Source organism: Armatimonas sp., assembly GCF_043760365.1.
Classification (GTDB): domain Bacteria; phylum Armatimonadota; class Armatimonadia; order Armatimonadales; family Armatimonadaceae; genus Armatimonas.
Genome location: NZ_JAYUPA010000771.1, coordinates 1 through 3,432 on the forward strand (window position 1 = coordinate 1; position 3,432 = coordinate 3,432).

Sequence of the window (3,432 nt, forward strand, 5' to 3'; positions counted from 1 at the left end):
CAGTTTTTCAGCGTCTGGATGCTGGATCGGTTCCTGGCCTACGTTGTGCTACCCGCCATCCTCCTGCACCTTATCCCAGGGGAGATAGGGCGAGTGATCCGGCGAAACATATCACGCGCTCTGGATAGGCTCCTGCGCCATACGATAGGATTTTTCTCGGGTTTCTTCTACTTCCTAGGCTCCCTCCTGCACGCATCGCGCTATAAAAAATAATTTGCTTTCCATGTAGAAGTCTCTCTACATGGAATCACTCTGGTATAATCCTGGAAAATCGCCATTAAGGCAACTTTCAAAATAATGGATTTCCCCGAAGCCAGCACCCCACTTTCCGACTTGCCAGGGCTGACTCCTGAAGATGCAGCAGCACGTCTGAGGATTTCCACGAAGACCCTGCGTAACTGGGAGAGTTGGGGGTGGATCGCACCAGCAGAGCGCACCCAAGGGGGACGGCGACGCTACTCTGAGCAAGCCCTTCAGATCATTGAAGCCACAGGGATGGCAGAAAGAGGCAAGCGAGTAAGAACCATGAAAAAAGAAACTGAGATAGGTACAAAGGGCTCGGCACGATCTGCGACCGTTATAGCTGTGGTGAATCACAAAGGGGGTTCCGCCAAGACGACATCTGTAGTCAATCTAGCGGGAGTCTTTGCCGTTGAAAAGAAGCTTAGGGTACTCGTTGTAGACCTAGATAGCCAAGCCAACTGCACCATTGGGCTAGGTTTTAGCCCCTACACGCTGACCGCAAAGCGCCAACTCTTTATATCCGACGTTCTTCTGCCTGGTGGAAGTCCACAGTCAGGGGGAGGATATACAGCCCTTCACAATATTCGAGATGCTATCCTCCACACGGAGATTGAGGGACTGGATCTCGTTCCGTCCTCCCTCCAGCTCTCCGATGCGGAAATCCCACTCATTAATGCGATGGCACGAGAGACAACTCTCTCGCGGGCATTGGCTCACCTGCGAAATGACTATGATCTCATCTTGATTGACTGTCCACCTAGCTTGGGAATATTTACCACAAACGCTCTCTGGGCAGCGGATCATGTGCTCGTCCCTGTAGAAGCTGCCAACTATGCTGTTGCGGGCCTGACGGCGATTGTGAATGTGGTTCGAGCCGTTCGAGAGCTGGGACGTGATGTGAACATTCTAGGAGTCTTCAATACCCGCGTCCCAGGCCCTCTGACAAACTCTGCCCGTGATGCTTTAGAAAATACAAAGCGCATCTTTGCCAGCACGTACATTGATATTCCTATCGGCAATACCGTTGCTTCCGAGAGGGCGGTAGAAGAGGGCAACCCGATGGTTGTCAGCTCCCCAAAGCACAAAGTCTCGGAGTCGTACCGCCAGCTTGCCGAGGAGGTGCTGCGCCGTGTCGGGTAGAAATAGTGCGCCCAGTAGAGTCAAAAAATCGGGTGCGATGTCTAGCATCATTGAGCAAGGCATCACCAACGTCGAGCGTTTGGAGGCTACCTTTCAGGCAAGCGCCATCACGGAGTTGGCAACAGACTACCTCTGTGAAAATCGGCACAACCCACGTCGTCGTATCAGTGAGGCTTCTGTTGCGGAGATGGTCAATGGCATTCGCCAGGCGGATGGTGAGATTCTACAGCCACTCTTAGTGCGTCCCATTCCCCACACTCCCGAAGGCTACCGCTACGAAGTCATCTGTGGGAACCGACGGCTCCGCGCGGCTCGTGCCCTTGCCCTCCATAGTGTTCCCGTACGTGTCCGCGAGCTGGATGATGAAACCGCCGCCCGCTTCGCCCTGTGGGAAAACCTCTCTCGTGAGAACCTGAACCCTATGGATCTGGCAGAGAGCATCAGTGACTTGCGAGCAGTAGATCACCTGAGCTGGGATGAGATCGGCGAGCGCTTCGGCTTCACCCGGCAGTGGGGATGGAAGCAACAGAAGCTTGCGGAGCTTCCCGAGTCCGTGCGCGAGCTGGTTCGAGAAGGTAAGCTCGCTCCCTCCAAGGCAATGCTTCTCTGGAGCATCGAAAGTGACTCCGAGCGTATTACCTTGGCAGAGCGCATCGTTAGTGAGGGCCTCTCACATCGCGCCGCTGAGCTAAATCTACGCCAGCCGATAGAAGAGCCTCCATGTAAACACGTGTTAACATACACTCCTCCCAAGGGGTTCTCGTCCCGTCGCTACGGCCAGGTATTCAAGGCAGCTCACACCCTTGCAGACTCTCTGTCGCGTGAGAGTATCCCCCGTGACGTAGCCGCTTCAATGCGTGAGATAGCTCAGCAGCTCCTATCACTGGCTGAAGAAAACAGAGGGAGTACATAAAACTATGGACGGAGCGCATAGAATCAACATAGGATTTTCCGCACGGAAGGGTGGAGAAAAAACACTTGTTGCGTTTCACGTTTTCCCGTTACGAATACGAGGGGGAATTGGAGATCGGCAACTCTCCCTCTACAATGCCAGCAATTATGTAAACACGTATTAACATCGAGCCACTCTGTAGAGGGAAATGCTGGTAAATCTGCATAAAAACAACCTTTTCAAAACGTGAAATGAAACAAATCTCCCCTCACAAGTCAAAACGTGAAATGAGACAAAAAGAACGTGAAATGAGACAAAAAGAACGTGAAACGAGACAAGTCAAAACGTGAAATGAGACAAGAAAGAACGTGAAACGAGACAAATCGAGAGGTACCCAAAAAGCCATTTTGTAGAGGGGAAATGGGCATTTTTGGACATCTTTTGAGAGCGCCGTATTACTTTCTTAATTGTATTCTTAATTAACAACAACAATACGTGTGCGCACGCGAAGAGCTGTCTAGGTTTACGAAGGCTCGTGTTGCTGGTGTTTCAGGATAGAAAAAACCGATGGCAGAGACGCAAAACCTAAACGAGACGCTAGCCCTAGATCTCCTCCGGGAGGAAGAAGGGGATCGCGAGGGGCTCCAGGGGAAAGACGAGATGAACCTGGCAGAGTTCCCCTTTGCCGTTCTGAGTCGTTCTGTTCCCGCAGGGCAGAAGACGATTGAAATCGTTCAAGAGGGACGCACTGCCACAGGTAAGCCACTCAAGCAAGAGTGGACTGTTACCGGCTCAGACGCGTTTGGTCTGCCCACTGCTTCGGATGAAGAGGTCTATGTCGCTCTCATGAAACATCTGCGTGACAGTGGTTTTCGAGAACGAACGGTGCGCTTTCGCATCGCAGATCTACTGCGCACGATGAACTCGACAACCGGTAAGCGAGATTACGAGCGGGTAGGGGCAGCGCTGGATCGCCTAACGGGGGTAATGATTCGCTCGCGAAATGCGTTTTGGGACTTTGAGCAGAAACGGCACCTCACGGAGGCATTCCACTTACTGGAGAGCTACCGACTTAACACCGGTTCGGGAAACCGCTCTTACTCGGAGGCGACATTCTCCGACTTCCTCTTTGCTGACATCCAGGTTCTTGACGTAGC

At 52.4% G+C, this 3,432-nt stretch carries 4 protein-coding genes; all 4 read left to right on the plus strand.

Features of this window, described 5'->3' with window-relative positions:
• Window positions 1-213, plus strand: a 213-nt coding sequence (locus ACH2EH_RS18485) for a hypothetical protein (RefSeq protein ID WP_395143927.1), incomplete at its 5' end; no start/stop codon positions are given.
• An 84-nt stretch (window positions 214-297) separates the two neighbouring features.
• Window positions 298-1,383 carry an AAA family ATPase gene (locus ACH2EH_RS18490; RefSeq protein WP_395143929.1) on the plus strand — a complete coding sequence of 362 codons (1,086 nt, stop codon included), beginning with the start codon at window positions 298-300 and terminating at the stop codon, window positions 1,381-1,383.
• A 37-nt stretch (window positions 1,384-1,420) separates the two neighbouring features.
• Window positions 1,421-2,296 carry a ParB/RepB/Spo0J family partition protein gene (locus ACH2EH_RS18495; protein WP_395143931.1) on the plus strand — a complete coding sequence of 292 codons (876 nt, stop codon included), beginning with the start codon at window positions 1,421-1,423 and terminating at the stop codon, window positions 2,294-2,296.
• A 546-nt stretch (window positions 2,297-2,842) separates the two neighbouring features.
• The coding region (locus ACH2EH_RS18500; protein WP_395143933.1) for a replication initiator protein A at window positions 2,843-3,432 on the plus strand (590 nt) is incomplete at its 3' end.

What these genes read in the sequence shown, in the direction of transcription:
- ACH2EH_RS18490 (WP_395143929.1), top strand. Translation starts at nt 298, where the DNA reads ATGGATTTCCCCGAAGCCAGCACCCCACTTTCCGACTTGCCAGGGCTG.
- ACH2EH_RS18495 (WP_395143931.1), top strand. Translation starts at nt 1,421, where the DNA reads ATGTCTAGCATCATTGAGCAAGGCATCACCAACGTCGAGCGTTTGGAG.